19 protein-coding genes are annotated in these 17,626 nt (G+C 70.3%); 7 read left to right on the top strand and 12 right to left on the bottom strand.

The annotated features are described in order from the left end of the window. Window positions 1-5 precede the first annotated feature (5 nt). The 5 genes from ACLQ21_RS05810 to ACLQ21_RS05790 form a co-directional block, all read right to left on the bottom strand. Window positions 6-1,349, bottom strand: coding sequence for an NAD(P)H-dependent oxidoreductase (locus tag ACLQ21_RS05810; RefSeq protein ID WP_425662299.1), 1,344 nt, complete (start codon window positions 1,347-1,349; stop codon window positions 6-8). Window positions 1,350-1,488: 139 nt separating this feature from the next. Then, complete coding sequence (locus ACLQ21_RS05805; RefSeq protein WP_425662298.1) at window positions 1,489-2,517, bottom strand: TRAP transporter substrate-binding protein; 1,029 nt, start codon at window positions 2,515-2,517, stop codon at window positions 1,489-1,491. Between the two features lie 50 nt (window positions 2,518-2,567). Next, a complete protein-coding gene (locus ACLQ21_RS05800; RefSeq protein WP_425662297.1) occupies window positions 2,568-3,890 on the bottom strand; it encodes a TRAP transporter large permease in 1,323 nt (440 codons plus the stop codon). Continuing rightward, entirely contained in the window at window positions 3,890-4,441 is a 552-nt protein-coding gene (locus ACLQ21_RS05795; RefSeq protein WP_425662296.1) for a TRAP transporter small permease, read from the bottom strand. Before ACLQ21_RS05795 ends, ACLQ21_RS05800 begins: the two co-directional genes overlap by 1 nt. A 92-nt stretch (window positions 4,442-4,533) precedes the next feature. Then, the gene (locus ACLQ21_RS05790; RefSeq protein WP_425662295.1) at window positions 4,534-5,895 is read right to left on the bottom strand and encodes an NAD(P)H-dependent oxidoreductase; all 1,362 of its coding nucleotides are present in this window, start codon (window positions 5,893-5,895) and stop codon (window positions 4,534-4,536) included. Window positions 5,896-6,040: 145 nt separating this feature from the next. Between ACLQ21_RS05790 and ACLQ21_RS05785 the strand changes: the two genes are divergently transcribed. Together ACLQ21_RS05785 and ACLQ21_RS05780 are read left to right on the top strand one after the other, a co-directional pair. After that, window positions 6,041-6,610, top strand: coding sequence for a hypothetical protein (locus ACLQ21_RS05785; protein WP_425662294.1), 570 nt, complete (start codon window positions 6,041-6,043; stop codon window positions 6,608-6,610). A 296-nt stretch (window positions 6,611-6,906) separates the two neighbouring features. Next, the gene (locus ACLQ21_RS05780) at window positions 6,907-7,392 is read left to right on the top strand and encodes a PKD domain-containing protein (RefSeq protein ID WP_425662293.1); all 486 of its coding nucleotides are present in this window, start codon (window positions 6,907-6,909) and stop codon (window positions 7,390-7,392) included. On the opposite strand, the gene ACLQ21_RS05775 is transcribed toward ACLQ21_RS05780, so the two are convergent. Continuing rightward, window positions 7,393-7,578: a hypothetical protein gene (locus ACLQ21_RS05775; protein ID WP_425662292.1), complete on the bottom strand. Its 186-nt coding sequence runs from the start codon at window positions 7,576-7,578 to the stop codon at window positions 7,393-7,395. A 73-nt stretch (window positions 7,579-7,651) separates the two neighbouring features. On the opposite strand from ACLQ21_RS05775, the gene ACLQ21_RS05770 reads away from it, so the two are divergent. Both ACLQ21_RS05770 and ACLQ21_RS05765 read left to right on the top strand, forming a co-directional pair. Continuing rightward, window positions 7,652-8,626, top strand: a complete 975-nt coding sequence (locus ACLQ21_RS05770) for a Gfo/Idh/MocA family protein (protein WP_425662291.1) — start codon at window positions 7,652-7,654, stop codon at window positions 8,624-8,626. Between the two features lie 160 nt (window positions 8,627-8,786). After that, a complete protein-coding gene (locus ACLQ21_RS05765; protein ID WP_425662290.1) occupies window positions 8,787-9,071 on the top strand; it encodes a DUF2277 domain-containing protein in 285 nt (94 codons plus the stop codon). 173 nt (window positions 9,072-9,244) lie between these two features. Here ACLQ21_RS05765 and ACLQ21_RS05760 read toward each other — a convergent pair whose 3' ends face one another. The 3 genes from ACLQ21_RS05760 to ACLQ21_RS05750 are packed head-to-tail and all read right to left on the bottom strand — an operon-like array spanning window position 9,245 to window position 12,812. Continuing rightward, window positions 9,245-10,090: a transglutaminase family protein gene (locus tag ACLQ21_RS05760; RefSeq protein WP_425662289.1), complete on the bottom strand. Its 846-nt coding sequence runs from the start codon at window positions 10,088-10,090 to the stop codon at window positions 9,245-9,247. Next, window positions 10,087-11,016: an alpha-E domain-containing protein gene (locus ACLQ21_RS05755; RefSeq protein WP_425662420.1), complete on the bottom strand. Its 930-nt coding sequence runs from the start codon at window positions 11,014-11,016 to the stop codon at window positions 10,087-10,089. Before ACLQ21_RS05755 ends, ACLQ21_RS05760 begins: the two co-directional genes overlap by 4 nt. Further along, on the bottom strand, window positions 11,016-12,812 hold the full coding sequence (locus ACLQ21_RS05750) for a circularly permuted type 2 ATP-grasp protein (protein ID WP_425662288.1): 1,797 nt from the start codon (window positions 12,810-12,812) through the stop codon (window positions 11,016-11,018). Before ACLQ21_RS05750 ends, ACLQ21_RS05755 begins: the two co-directional genes overlap by 1 nt. A 100-nt stretch (window positions 12,813-12,912) precedes the next feature. On the opposite strand from ACLQ21_RS05750, the gene ACLQ21_RS05745 reads away from it, so the two are divergent. Further along, complete coding sequence (locus tag ACLQ21_RS05745) at window positions 12,913-13,317, top strand: RidA family protein (protein ID WP_425662287.1); 405 nt, start codon at window positions 12,913-12,915, stop codon at window positions 13,315-13,317. A 67-nt stretch (window positions 13,318-13,384) separates the two neighbouring features. On the opposite strand, the gene ACLQ21_RS05740 is transcribed toward ACLQ21_RS05745, so the two are convergent. Both ACLQ21_RS05740 and ACLQ21_RS05735 read right to left on the bottom strand, forming a co-directional pair. Continuing rightward, window positions 13,385-14,101 carry a DUF2652 domain-containing protein gene (locus ACLQ21_RS05740; RefSeq protein ID WP_425662286.1) on the bottom strand — a complete coding sequence of 239 codons (717 nt, stop codon included), beginning with the start codon at window positions 14,099-14,101 and terminating at the stop codon, window positions 13,385-13,387. A 55-nt stretch (window positions 14,102-14,156) separates the two neighbouring features. After that, window positions 14,157-15,845: an MFS transporter gene (locus ACLQ21_RS05735; RefSeq protein ID WP_425662285.1), complete on the bottom strand. Its 1,689-nt coding sequence runs from the start codon at window positions 15,843-15,845 to the stop codon at window positions 14,157-14,159. A 72-nt stretch (window positions 15,846-15,917) separates the two neighbouring features. On the opposite strand from ACLQ21_RS05735, the gene ACLQ21_RS05730 reads away from it, so the two are divergent. Further along, on the top strand, window positions 15,918-16,442 hold the full coding sequence (locus tag ACLQ21_RS05730) for an adenine phosphoribosyltransferase (RefSeq protein WP_425662284.1): 525 nt from the start codon (window positions 15,918-15,920) through the stop codon (window positions 16,440-16,442). 15 nt (window positions 16,443-16,457) lie between these two features. Here ACLQ21_RS05730 and ACLQ21_RS05725 read toward each other — a convergent pair whose 3' ends face one another. Further along, the gene (locus ACLQ21_RS05725; RefSeq protein WP_425662283.1) at window positions 16,458-16,928 is read right to left on the bottom strand and encodes a DUF4188 domain-containing protein; all 471 of its coding nucleotides are present in this window, start codon (window positions 16,926-16,928) and stop codon (window positions 16,458-16,460) included. Window positions 16,929-17,006: 78 nt separating this feature from the next. Here ACLQ21_RS05725 and ACLQ21_RS05720 point away from each other — a divergent pair, with 78 nt between their 5' ends. Beyond that, on the top strand, window positions 17,007-17,606 hold the full coding sequence (locus ACLQ21_RS05720; protein WP_425662282.1) for a MerR family transcriptional regulator: 600 nt from the start codon (window positions 17,007-17,009) through the stop codon (window positions 17,604-17,606). Window positions 17,607-17,626 lie beyond the last annotated feature (20 nt).

Here is a 17,626-nt window from a genome sequence, read left to right as displayed (position 1 = left end):
TCGGATCACCGCGCGGCGGCTGCCGCGAGCGCCTCGGTCTCGCGGCGCAGCTCGATGGCCTGTGCGAGCGAGTCGTCGATCTCGACGTCGTCCCAGCGCACGCTCTCGCCCTGCTTGACGTCGTTCTTGAGCGGCACGTGGTGCGCGAGCGCGACGGGCAGGTAGCCCTCGGCGACCGAGGTGCGGGCCGAGACGAGCTTGCCGTAGACCGCGAAGCCGCCCTCGCCGTCGAGCGTGTCACCGGCGGCCAGGTCCTTCTTGGCCGTCGCCACCACATCCGCCGTGAACCCGACGGCCGTGCCGGTCGCCACCCCGCGCAGCACCGCGTTCGCGATCGAGACGTTGAGCTCGAGCCCGACGTAGTGGTACGGGCGGTAGAGCGCCGCGTACTGCCCGCTCGGGTCCGGGTGCCACGGGTACTCCTGGAAGCACTCGGAGACGTAGTCGTTGGTCGCCTTCACGACCACGAACACGCCCTCCTGGGTGTTGTGGGGGATCCAGTCGCCCTCGCGGGTGTAGCTCGACATCACGTCGACCGTGCCCTCGTGCGAGAGCACGCCGCCGGCCGACTCGGGGCGGCAGACCGTGGCGATCTCCTCGAGGTTGCCGGGCGTGAAGCTGAGGCCCGCGTCGCCGGGCACGAGCCCCGCGGCGTTGGCGACGGCGGCCATCTCGATCGCGGCCTTCGTACCGTCGCGGAACGACGTGTGCATGTAGGGGTTGAGCTGGCCGGACTGCTTGAGCTCGTCCGAGAACTCCCAGTGGTCCCACACGTTGTCGGGGTTCATCTGGTTGTAGCCGGGCAGGTACTTCGCGCCCTTGCCGGCGCAGACGACGTCGAAGCCGCTCGTGCGGGCCCAGTCGACGAGCTCCCAGATGAGGGCGGGCTGGTCGCCGAACGCCATCGAGTAGACGAGCCCGGCCTCCTTCGCGCGCTTGGCGAGCGCGGGACCGGCGAGCGCGTCGGCCTCGACCGTCACCATCATCACGTGCTTGCCGGCGTCGAAGGCCGCGAGCGCGTGCTTGATGCCGACGATCGGGTTGCCGGTCGCCTCGACGATCACGTCGACGTCGGTGCGGAACAGGTCCATCGCGTTCGCGATCACCGCCGTCTTGCCGTCGGTGAGGTCATCGACCGAGTCGACGATGTCGCCCTCGGGCCAGCCGACGCGGGCGAGGGACTCGCGAGCGCGGGCGGTGTTGATGTCGGCGATCGCGAGCACGCGGACGCCGGGGATGTTGCGGGCCTGCGACAGGTACATCGTGCCGAATCGGCCGGAGCCGATCAGGCCGACACGGATCGGCTGGCCCTGTGCTTCGCGCTCCTTGAGCAGCTCGTGCAGGTTCATGGGGTCTCAACTCCTGAGATGGGGGATGCGTGGGCTGGGCGGGGTGCCGCACCGCCTGGGTGCTCGGTGCGGCCGGGTCGTGGGGTGGCCGGGTGGCCGGGGTGGCGACGGGGCCCCGCGGACGGGGCCCCGCCGTGGATCACATGCCTCGGATCTGCTCGACCCAGGTCTGCACCTGCTCGGGCAGGCCCTCGACGACGGGCTGCGTCGCCTCGACCCATGCGTCGCGGTCGGTCACCTCGGTGAACGTCGCGCCGCCCTCCTCGAGCTGGGCGCGGTAGTCCTCCGACTGGGTGATGGTGGTCTCGGTGTACTCCTCACCCACCTGCTCGGCGGCCGTGCGGATGATCTCCTGCTGCGACTCGGGCAGACCCGTCAGGGCGTCCTCCCACAGGATGAAGTGGTAGTTCGCGTACATGTGGTTGGTCTCGGCGATATACGGGTTCACCTCGTGGATCGAGTTGAACAGGATCGCGTCGACCGGGTTCTCCTGACCGTCGATCACGCCCGACTCGAGCGCCGAGTAGACCTCGTTGAAGGGCAGCGCCTCGGCGCGAGCGCCGATGGCCTCCCATGTCTGGAGCATCGTCGGGGCACTGGGCGTGCGGATCGTCAGGCCCTGCACGTCGTCGATCGAGTCGACCGGCTCGCTCGTGGTGAGCACGCGCGGTCCGCGGTACAGGTTGCCGAGCGGCTCGTAGCCGGACGCCTCGCTGACCGCATCCTTGATCTCGGTGCCGAGCTCGCCTGACCAGACGCTCTCGAACTGCTCGTAGTCCTCGTAGAGGAAGGGCGCCGTCTCGACGCTCGCGAGGTCCGTGTACGACTCGAGCGAGAGGAGGCTCTCGATGACGATGTCGATCGAGCCAAGCTGGAGGCCCTCGATCATCTCCTCCCAGGTGCCGAGCGTCGAGGCGGGGTGCACCTCGACCGTGATGTTGCCGTCGGAGGCCTCCGAGACGAGCTCGGCGAAGCGCTCGGACGCGACCTGGCGGGCGTCCGTGTCGCTGCCCGCGTGGCCGAGGACCAGGGTGAGCGGGGCGGCGGCGGCGTCGCCGCCCTCGCTTCCCGTCGATGCCGGGGCGGAGTCGCTCGGGCGGCAGCCGGTGAGGGCGATGAGTGCGATCGCTCCCACCGCGACGCTGCGGAGGATGGTGCGCTGGTGCATGATGCTCCTTGCTTGATGGATGTGGGGTCGGGTGTTGGGGATGGATCGGCTCACTGCAGCAGCAGGTTCGGGAGCCAGAGCGAGATCTCGGGCACGAACGTGATGAGCAGCAGGAAGAGGAGTCCGGCGAGCAGGAAGGGCACGACGGCCTTCACCGCGCGGACCATCGAGACCTTGCCGATCTCGGCCGCGAGCATCAAGCCGATGCCGACGGGCGGGGTCAGCAGTCCGATGCTGAGGTTGACGACGATGATGATGCCGAGGTGGACCGGGTCGATGCCGGCGGCGGTCGCGACCGGCAGCAGGATCGGCGTGAGGATGATCAGCGCGGCGTTCGCCTCGATGAACATGCCGGTGACGAGCAAGACGGCGTTGATGAGCAGCAGCAGGATGATCGGGTTGCTGGTGATGCCGAAGATCGCTTCGGCGGCCTGCTGCGGCACGAGGCCGAGCGTGAGCGCCCACGAGTAGATCTGCGCGGCGGCGAGCACGAGCATGATGAGGCCGACGATGAGGGCTGAGTCGGCCATCCCGAACAGGAACTTCTTCCACGTCAGCTCGCGGTAGACGAAGATGCCGACGAGCAGCGCGTAGACGACGGCGACGGCCGCGGCCTCCGTGGGCGTGAACCAACCGAAGCGGATGCCGCCGAGGATGATGAGCGGCAGCAGCAGCGCCGGCGTCGCCTTCCAGAGCGACGAGAGGAACGGCGGCCGGTCCTCCTTGGCGATCGTGCCGATCGGCCGGTTCAGCGCCTTCGCGTCGGCAATCGCCTTGTCGGTGAAGCCGAGCCACTTCGATGTGAAGTGCACGACGAGCATGAGGATGGCGACGTAGAGGAATGCGGGCACGATGCCGGCGAAGAAGAGCGCGCCGATCGAGGTGCCGCTCACGACGCCGTAGACGATCATCGTGATCGACGGCGGCATGATGGGGTCGACGACCGGGGCGGCTGCCATGACTGCGGATGCGTAGGCCGGCTTGTACTCGCGCTGCTTCATCGCAGGGATGAGGATGCGGCCGAGGCTCGAGATGCTCGCCACGGCGGAGCCCGAGATGCCGCCGAACAGCAGCGACGAGAGCACGGTGGTCTGCGCGATGCCTGCCCGCATGCCGCCGACGAGCGAGTCGGCCAGGTCGAGCATCCGCTTCGTCATGCCGCCCTCGTTCATGACCGCACCGGCGAGCACGAACAGCGGGATCGCCAGGAGGGGGAACGGCGTCATGCCCGCGACGAGCCGCTGGGCGCCGACCGACAGCGGAGCGTCGGTCGTCAGCCAGATGGCGATGAACGAAGCTGCGGCGAGTGCGAATCCGACCGGCACGCGCAGCAGCATCGCTGCGCCGAAGGTCGACAAGATGGTGGGGCCCATCACACCTCTCCCTTGACGATGATCAGGTCTTCCGGCTGGTAGATGAGCGGTGCGTTGAGCGGGTCCTCGTCCTTGCCGGCGAGGAAGTTCAGCCACCACGCCTCGACCACGAAGATGAATGCGATCGCTGCGCCGACGGGCACCGCGAGCGCCACCCAGCCGGTCGAGATGTCGAGGCCCGGCGCCGTGCGGCTCCACGAGGCGCCGAGGCCCTCGATGCCGAACCAGAACAGCAGCACCAGCACGAAGGCGACGATGAGGGTGGCGACCGTGTCGATGGTGCGTGAGAGCCAACGGCGGTACTTCACGTACTCCCAGATGTCGAGCACCATGTGTCGGCCGCGGCGCACGCCGAGGGCGATCGCCAGCATGGCGAGCCAGACGAAGGCGTAGGAGCCGAGCTCCGCCGTCCAGGCCGATGACTCCTGCGTCACGTAGCGGGCGAGCACCTGCCACATGACCGCGATGATGACGACGGCCAGCAGGGCGACGCACACCACTTGCAAGACGAGGTCCAGGCCGGAGAGCACCCGGCTGATCGCTCTCTTCATCGAGTCGCTCCTTTGCGATGCGGCCGGATCGTCCAGCCTCTGGGATGAGTGAATACTGTTCGCGTTCTACTGTCAACAGTCAAACGTCGGCGTTATGGAACCGTGACGCCGCGCTCGGCGCGGAACTCCGCCTCGAGCTCGCGACGGAACCGCACGGCCGCCAGCGACGCATCCGCATCGACGTCGTTCCAGCTGACGGAGCGGTCCTTCGGGACGTCGCGAATGAGCTTCGCGCCGTGCGCGAGACCGAGCGGGAGCGCCTCCTGCTCGAGCGAGAAGCTGGCGGGACGCAGCTTGCCGAAGACCGTGAAGCCGCCCTCGCCGTCGAGCGTCTCGCCGGCCTTGAGGTCGCGCTTGGCGGTCGTCACGACGTCGCCGCGGAAGCCGGTCGGGGCGCCCGTGGCCTCCCCGCGGAGCACCGCGCTCGCGATCGAGACCCCGAGCTCGAGGCCGATCATGTGGTACGGCCGGTAGAGCGAGCCGTAGCGGCCCGTCTCGTCGGTCTTCACGCCGTACTCGGCGAAGCACTGCACGGCGTAGTCGGTCTTCGCCTCGAAGGTGACGTAGACGCCCCAGCGCAGGTCGCGCTCGACCTCGGAGCCGTCGCGGTGCAGGCTCGAGGCGATCTCGACAGTGCCACGGCGGTCGAGGGAGCCGCCGACGGCGCGCTCGCGGAAGACGTGCGGCAGATCGTCGACGCCAGCCGGCGGGAATGCGAGCCCGTCGAGCTGCGGCTCGAGACCGGTGCCGTTGGCGACCGCTGCCATCTCGATCGCCGACTTGGTGCCGTCGAGGAACGAGTTGAACATCTTCGGGTTGAAGTCGCCCGAGGCCAACTGCTCGTCGGTGAAGCCGTAGTAGTCCCAGACGGTGTCGGGGGTGGAGTAGTGGTACTCGGGCAGGTACTTCGTGCCCTTGCCTGCCGCGACGACGTCGAAGCCGACGGTGCGGCACCAGTCGACGAGCTCGGAGATGAGGGCGGGCTGGTCGCCGTACGCCATCGAGTAGACGACGCCGGCGGCGGCAGCGCGGCGCTGGAGCAGCGGGCCGACCATGCAGTCGGCCTCGACGTTGACCATGATCACGTGCTTGCCGTTGTCGATCGCGGCGACCGCGTGGTCGGTGCCGACGATCGGGTTGCCGGTGATCTCGAGGATGACCTCGACCGCGGGGTGGCGGATGAGCGCCATCGAGTCGTCGATGACCGCGGTCAGTCCTGTGCGGGCCGCCTCGTCGAGGGTGGTGGCGGCGTAGCGATCGGCGCTCCAGCCGGTGCGGTGCAGCGCGTCCTTCGCCTTCGGCACGTTGATGTCGGCGACGCCGACCACATGGAATTCCGGCGTCACGGAGGCCTGCGTGAGGAACATCGACGCGAACTTGCCGGCGCCGATGACGCCGACCCGGATGGGCCCTGCCTCGTCAGCTCGACGTCGCAGCAGCGTGTAGAGGTTCATGTCTGCTCCTTTGCAGTGGGCGGATCCGGATCGCTGTCCTACTGTTGACAGTAGAACGTCGTTATGGTGCTCGTCAAGCGCCGTCGGCGATTCGCCTTGTGGAGAGGGCTGACCGCGGGCGCGCTGCGTGACGTACCCTGCCGCCATGCTCCGGAGGCTCGCACTAGGCGCCGCGCTCGTCGTGGGGGCATCGATGGTGCTGGTCGGGTGCACGCCGCCGGAGCCGACGGAGACGACGCAGCCAACGGCAAGTCAGAGCGTTGTCCCGACTCCCGATGAGTCACAGTTGCTGGCGAGCGCGCGCGCCGCCTGGGACGCATACCGTCAACGTTTGACGGAGTACGGTGCCGAACCCACGTCCGCTACTTCCGAGGGACTTCTGGAGGTGGCGAGCCCTGAGGTCGCCGCCGGCCTGCTTGCGAACTTCGAGGATGCCGCCGAGCGCCGCTTGCACACCGAAGGCGATCGCGTGACGACCGCCTTCGAGGTTTCAGATTTCACCGCAGCCCCCGCGCTTTTGAAGGTCGCAGTGTGTATGGACTTGACAGGCGAGCGTTACGTCGGTGACGAAGGAGTCGACCTCACGCCGCCGGATCGACCTGACGAGCGCGGGTCTGTTGTCGAGCTGGTGCGGAGCGAAAGCGGCTCTGACTACGTCGTTGCCGGCGAGTCCGAGCTTGACGCGAGCGATCCGGTGAACCCGTGCGACTTCTAGCGCTTGCGCTTGCTATGGCGAGCGTCGCACCGCTCGGCCCCTTCGGCGTTGCATCCCCGCCCGACGGCGCAGAGATCGTCTCTGAGTTTGAAGACGCTGCCCTGCAACTGGCCGGTGAGCGGATGGGTTCTGGCGCGCAGGGCGCCTCCGGTGGCGTCCCAATCGATTGGGAAGCCTTGTGGGACGCACACCTACAGTCGCTCTACGAGACGTGCATGGCGGCGGCTGTGCCCGGGCTCGAGCGCTGCGCTGTGCTCTTGGCCTCCGGGCCCGGTGCTGCACCAGTGTCTGCAGCCGTGCCAGCCATCACCATCAACGACCTCGCGCAGTTCCGGCCCATCGTCGGCGAGCTCGTCGTCGAGCCCGACGGCTGGGGCGTGGTCGGCACGCCGACGAACTTCTATGCGACCGCCGAGGCGCACACGATGGCGGGCGAGCTGTTCGACATGCCGATCGAGGTGCGCTGGACGCCGTCGTCCTACGTCTTCGATTACGGCGACGGCACGACCGAGTCGACCGAGGCATCCGGCACCGCCTGGCGCGGCACCGAGGAGTCGTGGACCGAGACCGCCACCAGCCACGTGTACGCCGAGCGGAGCGACGTCACGGCATCCCTCACCGTCGTCTTCACCGCCGAGGTCGACGCGGGCGGCGGCTGGTTCGCCGTGCCCGGCACGCTGCCGGTCGACGCGCCGAGCGTCGGCGTGAAGGTCTTCGAGGTCGACACGGTGCTGACGAACGGCGACTGCATGGCTAATCCGAGCGCGGCCGGCTGCGGCTGACTACTCGGCCGACTCGTCCTCGTCGGCGCGAGAAGCGAAGGCGGCACCGAGCGCCAATCCGAGCGCGATGCCGACGCCCATGAACATCGCGAGGTTGTCGAACGCTGCGCCGAGCGCGGCGCCGATGCCCGCGCCCATGGCGAGTCCGACTCCGATGTACTTGCTGCGGCGCGCATCCTCGGGCATGGGCTCACGCTAGGCGGCGCGGGTATCCAGCGCCTCCGCCGATCGGCGGAGACGGCCAGACTAGAGTCGCCGCATGACGACCACCTCGCCCGGTTGGGGCATCCTCGGGCCCGGCGGCATCGCCGGAGCATTCGCGCGCGACCTCGCCGTCGGCGGCCACCGCTTGGTCGCGGTCGGCAGCCGCGACCAAGGGCGGGCCGACCGGTTCGCCGAGACACACGGCATCCCCAACTCCCATGGCACCTACGAGGCGCTCGTCGCCGACCCCGAGGTGGACATCGTCTACATCGCGACGCCGCACGGGCTGCACCGCGAGCACGCGATGCTGGCGATCGACGCGGGCAAGCACCTGCTGGTCGAGAAGGCCTTCACGACCACGGGCGACGACGCGCAGGCGGTGGTCGACGCCGCCCGGGCGAAGGGCGTGTTCGTGATGGAGGCGATGTGGACACGCTTCCTCCCCACGATGGAAGCGGTGCGCGAGCGCATCGCGGCGGGCGAGCTGGGCGAGCTCGTCAGCGTCACCGCGGACCACTCGCAGATGCTCGACCTCTCCCCCGGCAGCCGCATGATCGAGCCGTCGCTCGGTGGCGGCGCGCTGCTCGACCTCGGCGTCTACTGCGTCTCGCTCGCGCGCGCGATCCTCGGTCCCGTGACGAGCGTCCACGCCGCCGGCGTCGTCGACGCGGCGGGCGTCGACCACCGAGGCGCCGCGATGCTGACCCACGCGGGCGGGCGGATGTCGACCCTCACGTTCTCGATGGAGACCCTCGGCTCCAATCGCGCGACGATCGCCGGCACGCAGGGCGTCATCGAGCTCGACCCAGCCTTTTACACCTGGACCGGGTTCACGCGTCGCAGCGCGACCCTCGAGAAAGAGACCGTCGTGCCCGAGCTCCAGGGGCGCGGCATGCAGTTCCAGGCGGCGGAGGTCGAGCGGCGCATCGCCGCGGGCGAGCTGGAGAGTCCCGTGATGCCGCTGGACGAGACGGTCGCGATCATGCGGGTCATGGACGAGATCACCGCGCAGATGCGCGCCTCCGCCTGAGGCGCTGCCCCGCCGCTCGAGCCGCTCCGCCCGCCCGTCCCGCTGGTTAAGCCGCTCCGCCCCTCCCGCTGGTGGAGCCGGTCCGCGCGCGAAGCGCGCTGACCGTGTCGAAACCACCGACCCCTGGCGGGCCCGCATCCTGCGATCTACCGTGGTCGCCATGTGCAGGAACATCACCGAGCTCCGCGGTCTCGAGCCGGCCGCGAACGACGCCGAGATCGAGGCTGCGGCGCGGCAGTACGTGCGCAAGGTCTCGGGCATCACGCATCCGACCGACCGCACGCGTGACGCGTTCGAGCGTGCCGTCGCCGAAGTCGCGCACATCACTCACCACCTGCTCGAAGAGCTGCCGGAGCGGCGGCAGCCGCCGCAGACCGTGCCGCCGCTGCGGCGCCCCGAGGTGAGGGCGCGTATCGCGGAGCGGGAGGCGGCGGCGGCGCGCTGATCTGCTTGGCTGCGCGACGCTCGGCGGAGCGGGTCGGTTTCGACACGGTCAGCGCGCGTCGCGCGCGGACCGGCTCAACCAGCAGGAAGCGGCGGATCGGCTTAACCAGCGGGGAGGGGGGACCGGCCTAACCAGCGGAAGGGCGCGGACCGGCTCAACCAGCGGAAGGGGCGCTAGGACTCCTTCGTGATCTCCACGCTGACGAAGAGCTGACTCTTGCCGGCGCCCGCGTAGACGCCGCGCAGCGGCGGCACGTCGTTGTAGTCGCGGCCAAGGCCCACCTTGACGTGGCGCTCGCCGATGTCGATGAGGTTCGTCGGGTCCCACGCGTTCCACTCGCCGGTGAACCACTCCACCCACGCGTGCGACTCTCCACGGATCGTCTCACCGATCTGCGCGTTCGGCCGCGGGTGCAGGTAGCCGGAGACGTAGCGCGCCGGGATGCCGACGTGCCGCAGCGCGCCGATCGTGATGTGCGCGATGTCCTGGCAGACGCCCTTGCGATTCGTCCACGCCTCGGAGGCGAGCGTGTGCACGTGCGTCACGCCCGACATGTACTCCATCTGCTCACCGACCATCCGCGAGATGGCCGCGGCTGCGGCGCCCGGCGTGGCCGACGCATCCTTGATCTCCTCTGCCGCGACGATCAAGTCGTCCGTCGGCCGCGTGCGCACCGTCTGTCCGAGCTGCTCGACGTACTGGGTCGCGCGCAGCGACACCTTCTCGAGCTGGTCCCACGACAGGTCGTGCCCGCCGATGAGGCGCGGGCGCACCTCGACGAGGCTCGTCGCGGTGAGCTGCAGCTCGGTGTGCGGGGCCAGCACGTCGAACGAGACGACCTTGGTGCCCCAGTAGTCCTCGTAGGTGTTGATCGACGTGTTGGGGCGGATGTCGAGGTTCGAGTAGATGACGAACTGGCCGTCGGAGGTCGACGGCAGCATGCGCGACTCGTTGTACGAGGCGACGGCCGGCTTCTCGTAGCGGTAGCCGGTGGTGTGACGGATGCGGATGCGGCTCACGATGCCTCCCTGGTCCAGGCGGGCATGTTGTGGGTCGGGAAGTAGCGCTCGCGCACGGCGTGCGACACCTCCGTCGTGGTCGTCTGGACCTTGTCCATGACTGCGGGCAGGTTCTCGATGATCTGCTGGATCGGCGTGAACTCGAGCTCCGCGCGGATCTGTCCCAGCATCCGCTGCGCGGGGTCGATGTAGCCGACTCGATCGTGGCGCGGCTCGATGTCGTGCAGGCAGTCCTCCGCGCCACGGATCGAGAAGAGGATCGAGCGAGGGAACAGCCGGTCGAGCAGCAGGAACTCCGCGGCGTTGGTGCTCGACGGCACCCCGCGGTACGTGCGGAGGTACGCCTCGTACGCGCCGACCGAGCGCAGGATCGTCGTCCACGACGGGCCACTCGCCTCGGTGAGGGCGCGGGTCGCGAGCAGGCGCGCGACCATGTCCGCGCGCTCGATGTTGCGGCCGAGGTTCAGGAAGCTCCACGCGTCATCGCGGCTCGACGTCGTGTCGGCCATGCCGCCGGCGAGCGCCGCGCGCTCGCGGACCCAGCCGAACATCGTGTGCACCTGCTCGGTGTTGACGCGTCGCGGCATGTTCGCGTAGGTGGCGTTGAGCACCTCCCACAGCTCGGTCGAGATGATCTCGCGGGCGCGGCGGGCGTTCTCGCGCGCGGCGTTCACCGAGTAGGCGATCGACGCCGGCTGCGTGCGGTCGGTCGCCAGGGTGTTGACCACGTCGACGCGCGTGAGCTTGCGCTCCGGCGGGGCGTCGTGACCCATGACGCCCAGCAGGGCGCGGCAGGCGGTGTCCTCGTCGACCGCGACGTCCTCGAGCAGCAGCTGCAGGTAGACGTCGAGGATGCGCGCGGTGCCGTCGGCCCGCTCGATGTAGCGGCCGATCCAGAACAGGCTCTCGGCGATGCGGCTGAGCATCATGGCTGCGTGCCTTCCGTGTCGGGTCGGTGTCGTCTCGATACGAGGTCGGCTTCGCCGACTGCTACTCGACGAGCGGAAGTGGAGCGGTCGGCTTCGCCGACGGCTGGTCGACGAGCCGGAGAGGACTGCGACTGCGACTGCGACTGCGACTGCCGGCGCGACCCAGACCGCTGCGACTGGGATTGCTGCTGCTGCTCGCCCTGGCCGCGAGGCGCGTCCTGCGGCGACTGGTCCTGCGGGTGCTCGTGGCCGCTCACGACCGCCATCGGTCTGGTCATCGGCTCACCGGAGGCACCGAACTCGGCGTCGTGGTCGATGAGCGGCAGCTGCTCGCGAGCGCCGGCGATCACCCAGGTGTCCTTCGAGCCTCCACCCTGGGAGGAGTTCACGACGAGCTGGCCCTCGGGGAGCGCGACGCGGGTCAGGCCGCCCGGCAGCACCCACACATCCTTGCCGTCATTGACCGCGAACGGGCGCAGGTCGACGTGCCGCGGACGCATGCCGTCCTCGACGAGCGTCGGGATGGTCGAGAGCTGCACGACCGGCTGCGCGATCCAGCCGCGCGGGTCCTCGAGCAGCCGCTGCTTGAGCGCCTCCAGCTCCTCGGGCGTCGCGTCGGGACCGACGACGAGGCCCTTGCCGCCGGAGCCGTCGACGGGCTTCACGACCAGCTCGTGGAGGCGGTCGATGACCTCCTCGAGCGCGCCCGGGTCCTCGAGTCGCCACGTGTCGACGTTCTTGAGGATCGGCTCCTCCGACAGGTAGTAGCGGATGAGCTCCGGCACGTATGTGTAGACGAGCTTGTCGTCGGCGATGCCGTTGCCGACCGCGTTCGCGATCGTGACGTTGCCGAGGCGAGCGGCGAGCATGAGGCCGGGGCTGCCGAGCATCGAGTCGGCGCGGAACTGCAGCGGGTCGAGGTAGTCGTCGTCGACGCGGCGGTAGATGACGTCGACGCGCGCGGGGCCTTCGGTCGTGCGCATGTAGACGCGGCCGCCGGAGGTGAACAGGTCGCGGCCCTCGACGAGCTCGACGCCCATGAGGCGCGCGAGCAGCGTGTGCTCGAAGTAGGCGGAGTTGTAGACGCCGGGTGTGAGCACGACGACGCGCGGGTCGTCGACGCCGGCGGGCGCTGCCGCGCGCAGCGCGTGCAGCAGCTTGTCGCAGTAGTCACCGACGGGCCGCACGCGCATCGTCGAGAACATCTCGGGCAGCGTCTGCGCGATGATGCGGCGGTTCGAGATCACGTAGCTGACGCCCGAGGGCACGCGCACGTTGTCCTCGAGCACCCGCCACTCGCCCTCCTGGTCACGGATCAGGTCGATGCCCGAGACGTGGATGCGCACACCGTTCGCGCCGACGACGCCGGCGGCCTGGCGGTGGAAGTGGTTGGAGGTGGAGATGAGCTTGGCGGGGACGATGCCGTCCTCGACCGCCCGCTGCGGACCGTACATGTCGGCGAGGAACGCCTCGAGCGCGCGGACGCGCTGCTGCACGCCCGACTCGACGTGCCGCCAGTCCTCGGCGGTGATGATGCGCGGGACCGCGTCGAGCGGGAACGGCCGCTCCTCGCCCGCGAAGTCGAAGGTGACGCCTTGCGCGAGGTACGAGGTGGCGAGCGCGTCGGCGCGAGCCCGCAGATCGTCCTTCGAGAGCTCGGTGAGCGCGTCGTACAGCGGCTTGTACGGGCCCCGCGCCTTGCCCTTGCTCTCGAACATCTCATCCCACGCCGTGCCTTCGCGCTTGCGCGGGTTCGCGAAGGGCTTGTCGTAGTCGTCGAACAGATCGCCCATGCCCGCGAGCCTACTGGCGCGATGTTCCGCGCTTGTTTCAGGCGCCCCCTGATCGAGAAGAGGAGGTGACACCGTGGGCGGCCCGGTGCACGCTGTCGGCATGGATGCGATCACCCGGCTCCGCCCCGACGGCCTCGTCCGCTCCCCCGCCTTCAGCCACGTCGCGGTGGTGCCGCCTGGGGCGACGACGATCTACGTCGGCGGGCAGAACGGCGTCGACGAGAGCGGCGCGGTCGTCTCGAGCGACGCTGCCGAGCAGTCGGCCCGCGCGATCGACAACGCCGCCACCGCGCTCGCCGCTGCCGGTGCGACCCTCGCCGATGTCGTGCAGTGGACGGTGCTGCTCGCCGAGGGCGCGGACCTCGGCGCCGCCTACGGCGCGGTGGCGCAGAAGCTCGCCTCCGACGGCGAGCCGGCGCTCGTCACGGCGGCGATCGTGTCGGCGCTCGGCGTGCCCGGCGCGCTCGTCGAGGTGAGCGCCGTCGCCGCGGTGCTGCCCGGCTGAACCTTCAACGTCGCGGGTGGCAGCTCGCGCGCCATAGCGCGGCGAACGACCACCGGCGACGTTGAGATCAGGGGGCGGCGGGCGTGCGGCCGCGAGACTGCTTCATGCCGAGCATGTAGGGGAGGCCCTGCCCGACGGCCAGGAAGGTGCTGCCCAGCCGCGTCGACCACGACGGCCGCACCGACGCCGGGAGCGGTTCGCCGAGGTCGGCGACGTCGACGAAGAACGCCCGGACTGCGCCGATCCCCTCCAGATCCGACGCGATCTCGCCGACCTGGCCGGGGACCGACGCCTCGTCGGTGCGGTACAGATCCTCGCTGAGGAGCACGTACTCGGGGATCGGGACGGAGTTCTTCAGCAGTCGGTGCGCCAGGATCACGTCGATGCCGACCAGCTTCTTGCGCCCTCGGATGGTCTGGCTCGCGACATCCCCCACGTGCGCCACGAACTTCAGCTTCAGGTCTCGCGCTTGCCGGCATCCGCCGCACGGGCAGAGGTTTGCGACGACGTACTCCCGCTCTCGATGGAATGCCCGATGCATGGCGACGGCCGCGTTCAGGATGTCGCCGATCGCGACCCTGCCGTCGCGCCCGACGCGGCAGGTCAGGAACGCCGCATCACCCTCGATCTCGATGAGCTCGAAGCCGGGGGCCGCGTCGACGATCCGGTCGAGCATCCGTCCGGTGTTGACCTCGGCGTGCGCCAGGGTCATGCGATGCGACCCCATGTAGTCGGTGTAGCCGCCGATGTCGGCGATCAGCAGGGCCGCTCGCTCGGTGGTCATTCCGAAACGATGTCACCGATGGCCGAGCGCCACAATGGCGGATGCGTCGACGCGGTCAGCCCGCGGGCGGCTCGTCGAGCGGTTCCCTCGGGCCGTAGCGGTCGAGCTCGTCGTCGACGCGAGCGAGCGCCGCCTCCGTGCTCGGCGTGTAGCCGAGGACGGCGAGCAGGAACCGCTCCGCATCGAGCGCCCCCAGCAGCAGCGCGGTCTTCGCGCGCACGGTGGCGGTGCGCAGTGTGCGGCGGAGCAGCGCGATCTCGCCGAACCCCTCGCCGACGGAGAGGGAGGCGACGACGCGGCCGTCACCGAGCACATCCGCCTCGCCCGACTGGATGACGTAGAAGCGGTCGCCGATGTCGCCCTCGGTGATCACCGCGCTCCCCGCGGGCACCTCGACCGTCTCGAGGGCGCGCGCCAGCTGCTCGATGGCCGGCAGCGGCAGGGGCGCGAGCATCGGGACCCGCTGGAGCAGCTGGATTGCGCCGTCGAGGTCGCCGACCGTGCGGTCGAGACCGCGCAGCCGTCGCCAGGAGATCACCGCGAGCACCGGGCACAGCAGCCCGATCGCGATCAGCGCCGCCTCGACGCCGAACCACTCCACGAGCGCCGACGCGAGGAGCGCTCCCGCGCCGATCGAGACGGCGACGAGGCTCTCGAGCACGCCGAAGACCCGGGCGAGCACCGCGTCAGGCGCCAGCCGGCCGATCAGCGTGAAGCCGGCGACGTCGATGAGGGCGTTGCCGACGCCGATGAACGCGAGCAGCACGAGCGCGGCCGCCTCGTGCGGGAAGACGCCCACGAGCGCGAGCGGCAGTCCCCAGAGACCGACGCCCACGGCGAACCACCCGCCCAGCGTCCTCGACCCGACGAGGAACGACGAGGCGAGCGAGCCGGCGACCGCGCCCACGCCGACCGCCGCCATCAGCGCTCCCACCCCCGGTTCGCCGGTGCCGAGCAGCTCGACCGCCACGACGACGGAGAACACCGTCAGCGCGCCTCGCGTCAGCGACTGCGCCGCCGCCAGCGCCAGGATGAGTTGCAGGTCGCGACGTCCCGCGACCGCTCGGATCCCCTCCGCCGCCTCCCGGATCAACCCCGAGCCGCGCGTCGCCGCCGATCGAGGCGCGGCGTCGTAGCGGACCCGCAGCAGCAGCAGCGCCGCCCAGAGCGATGCGGCCGCCGCGACCGCGAACACGACCGAGACGTCGGCGAACACGAGCAGGACCGCGGCGAGCAGCGGACCCACGAGCGTCGCGATGGAGTCGAGCATGCCCCGCACGACGTTGGCGCTCGTCAGCTCGTGTCCCGAGCGGCACAGCGTCGGCAGGAGCGCCGAGTGCGCCGGGCGGAAGAGCGTGGCGGCGATCGTGGAGAGCACCGCGAGCGCGTAGACGACCAGCGTGGATCCGCCGACGGCCACCGTGACCGCGGCGGCGCCCGTGGCTGCGCCGCGCAGCGCGGAGACGACGACGAGCACCCGCTCCCGTCGCCCCCGGTCGGCGAAGGGCGACAGCAGCGGAGCCAGGATCGCGGAGGGCACCATGCGGAGCAGGCCCACCAGGCCGACCGAGAGCGCACCGCCGTCGGCGTAGGCGACGATCCCCAGGGCGACGGTGAACGCCCACTCCGCGGTCCACGCGCCGAGGAAGCTCAGCTGCGCGCGGCGGAGGTTGGGGTTGCGCCAGTTGCTGGTGAAGGCGGCGGCGGCCTGCGCGAGTCGGCCCGTGCCCCGCGCCCGTTCCATGCGCGAACTCTACGACCGCGTGCGGCGTGACGCTACGGCCGCTGTGCGCACCGGCCGCACTAGCCTGAAGGGGTGCCGACGCCCACCCCCGCAGCGCTCGCGCGAGCCGAGTCGCTGATCGCGATCACGCCCGACTTCCCGGCTCCGGGCGTGCTGTTCCGCGACATCGGCCCGGTGCTGACCGATGCGGATGCGCTCGCGGTCGTCACGCAGGCACTCGCCGCACCGTTCGAGGGCTCGTTCGACCTCGTGGCAGGCGTCGAGGCGCGCGGCTTCCTGCTGGCCGGGGCGCTCGCCGCGTCCACCCGGACCGGGCTCCTGCCCATCCGCAAGGCCGGCAAGACGCCGCGACCCACCGCCTCCGTCGACTACGCGCTCGAGTACGGGATCGCCACGATCGAGGCGGCCGGCGACCTCACCGGGCGACGCGTGCTGCTCGTCGATGACGTGCTCGCGACCGGCGGCACGCTCGTGGCGGCGATCAGCCTCATCGAGCAGCTCGGCGGCACCGTGGCGGGCGTCGCCGTGGTGCTCGAGCTCGCCGAGCTCGGCGGGCGGCGCCGGCTGCCGCAGGCCCACGCCGTGTTCACCGCGTAGGGCACTCGCAGCCGATCAGGGTGCGGATGCGGGGCGCATGCGGGCGCTGGCCGTGCGGTTGCGTGCAGTGACCGGGATGACGCCGACCGCGCGAGCCAGCCCCGTGGGCGGCATCGCGCCGTAGAACGACTCGGCTCGGGCGACCTCGAGGGTCTCATGCCAGATGCCGACGGCGCCGGGCACCCGCTTGGCTGCGCGGTAGAACGCTGTCCACGCAGGGCGGTGCTCGCGACCGCCGTCGTTCGCGTAGGCGTAGATCGACGCGACGTCGCGCCAGTATTGCACGACCGTCACCCCGCGCTCCCCGAGCAGCAACCGGAAGCCGAGCATGCCTGCGTCGGGGTCCTGCGAGAGCTCGCGCAGCATGCGGGGCATCGCGAGGAAGGCCGGCAGCCAGGCGTCGGGCCGCCACGGCTTGTTGAAGCGCATGCCGATGAGGAAGACGGCGACCTCATCCGTCGGTTGATGCGTGGTGCGTTCGTTCATGATCGGTTCCCGTCGTACGATGGATAGTGGCGCTCTCCAGTATTGGACAGCACCACTATCGAAGTAAAGGGGCGTTCGATGCGGATCTCCGAGCTGTCGGCGCGCACGGGCGTGCCGGTCCCGACGATCAAGTACTACCTGCGCGAGCGCATCCTGCCGCCCGGCGAGCGCACGAGCGCCACGCAGGCGCAGTACGACGAGGCGCACGAGCGGCGGCTCCGGCTCGTGCGAGCGCTCGTCGAGGTGGCTGGGCTCTCGATCGAGCGCGTCCGACGCGTGCTCGCGGCCGTCGACGAGCCGTCGGCGTCGATGACCGAGCTGCTTCACCGAGCCACCGATCCCGGTGCCGTGGGCTCGACCCCGCGTGCGACCGCGTTCGTCCACGCCCTCGGCTGGGAGGTGCCCGAAGGGCTCGGCGCGCTCGCGGAGCTCGAGCGCGGGCTCGGCGGGCTCGAGGCAGCTGGGCTCGACATCCCTCGCGCACAGCTCGTTGCGCTCGCCGACGCCATGGACCGCGTCGCCGAGATCGAGATCGAGGGAGTGCCGACGTCCTCGAGCGAGGCAGCGGTCGCCTACGCGGTGCTCGGCACCGAGCTGGTCGCGCCGATCCTGCTCTCGCTGCGCCGCATCGCGCACGCCCGCCACACGATCGCTCGCTTCGGCGACGAGCACGCCTGACCCTGCATGCTCAACGTCGC

The organism is Agrococcus sp. DT81.2, assembly GCF_049844935.1.
GTDB lineage: Bacteria > Actinomycetota > Actinomycetes > Actinomycetales > Microbacteriaceae > Agrococcus.
This window is presented reverse-complemented; position numbering and strand designations above follow the sequence as displayed.